We start from the raw sequence: 1,695 nt of genomic DNA on the forward strand, positions 1-1,695 counted from the left end.
CCTCGATTTTTCGTCGGGAGTGATGGTCGTCGGGGTCGGTGCCGGGTTGATTGACGGACCTGGGTTTTGTTGGGGTGCGCTGTGTTCGGTTGTCCCGTGTCGCCGGGTGGGGCGGGCTTTCCAAGTGCCAGTGGGTCTTTCGTGGTCGGCGGATAGGTAGGTCTGGGGTCAGCCGAAGGCGGTGCGGATGGTCTGCCAAGCGGTGGCGATGATCGCTGCCCAGCGCCAGGTCGCATCGATACGTAGTCGCACTTGTCGTGCGCCGCGGGTGATGCGGGCGGCTACGTGCAGCACCCGGTAGCGCAAGGTCGTGATCTCAGCGCGGCCCAGTTCGGGATGGTCGGCGAATCCGATCAGTCGGGTCCAAGCAACGAGATCCGCGGCGGCCAGGATGATTTCCAGCCAGGCGGTGTTGGCTGAGAAGGCGTGACACGGCAGGTTACGCAGGCCGGTGTTCTTGAGTTCGCGGATGCGGTCCTCGATGCGGGCGTGCTGACGGTGGCGCAGCTCCAGACCGGCGACCTGGCCGGGCACGACCCCGGTCGCGGTGTCGGTGATGAACGCGGTGACCCGCAGGCCGTCGGCGTCGGTGAACCGCAACTGCGCACCGGGATGCGGTCGTTCCTTACGCAGGATCAACCTGGTGCCGGCCGGCCACGCCGAGAGATTGACCAGCCCGGTGGCCTCGGCGACCCAGGCACCGTCGCGGATACCGCCGTCGGTGTCGATAGCCGGATACCAGGCCTGGCCGAGGTTGAGGGTGTCCACCGCGTCCTGCACCCGCCAATCCACGGGGAACCCGCAGGAGAACCCCACCCCCGCGGTGCGACACGCGTCGGCGAAGTCGTGGGTGGCCCCGGCGGTGTCGCAACGAACCAGGACTTTCGGCGTGTCGGGGTCGTTGCGCTGATCGGGGTCGGGACGCCAGTGCGGCGGCAGGGAGGCCAGCGCCCGGTGAAGGACGGTGATGTGGTCGGCGGCGGTGTTTGAGCCCGCCCGGCCGGAGCGCAGCAACCCGGCCAGCGCTTCACCGCCGGCGATCTCCGGACGATCCAGGAACGCCAGCAGCGGGTGCAGGCCGAAGGACTTCTTCCAGGTCGGCGTCGCCAGTTCCTTGTTGTCGGAGTGATCGATGACCAGGGTGGCATCGATGTCGATGTGCAACCACTGGCCCGTGGCCGGCGCCGCTCCTGCCGACCAGGCCGCCGCTCGGGCGACACTGCGGGCGGCACGGATCCCGGGCAGGTGCGCAGCGTCGATCCGCTCGTCGACCAACCGCCACATCGTGGTCGTCGAGGCTTTCGCCCCGAACACGTGCTCACGATCCCCGCACAGCTGCCCCACACCGTCGATGCAGTCCGCGCCGTCGGCCACCGCGGCCGCCAGATCGGCGAAGACATCCCCGGGCGCGTATACCCACGGGCCCTGGTAGGCATCCGCTAAGGCAGCCGTGACCTGCGTCGACAACCCGGTGAGATCGGCGAGTTCGCGTAGTATGCCCATCCCTGCATGCGACACGACACCACGGCCGTCGGCCGACACTTTCACCCGCGACCCGGCCGCGATACTCTTCACCTGCGAAGTGCCTTCCCGTCAGCGATGTCGAACCCTAGACAAGTCCGATTATCCCTTGCAGGACAGGCACTTTCGCGTATCTACACCCCGAAACTCACAACATTCCACGAAAAATCCGGG

The 1,695-nt window shown here is 67.4% G+C and carries 1 protein-coding gene; it reads right to left on the reverse strand.

What is annotated here, in order from left to right:
• Positions 1–168: 168 nt before the first annotated feature.
• Complete coding sequence (locus HMPREF0591_RS07585; protein ID WP_007167882.1) at positions 169–1,575, reverse strand: IS1380 family transposase; 1,407 nt, start codon at positions 1,573–1,575, stop codon at positions 169–171.
• Between the last annotated feature and the right edge of the window lie 120 nt (positions 1,576–1,695).

It is taken from the genome of Mycobacterium parascrofulaceum ATCC BAA-614 (assembly GCF_000164135.1).
In the GTDB taxonomy this organism is placed as follows: domain Bacteria; phylum Actinomycetota; class Actinomycetes; order Mycobacteriales; family Mycobacteriaceae; genus Mycobacterium; species Mycobacterium parascrofulaceum.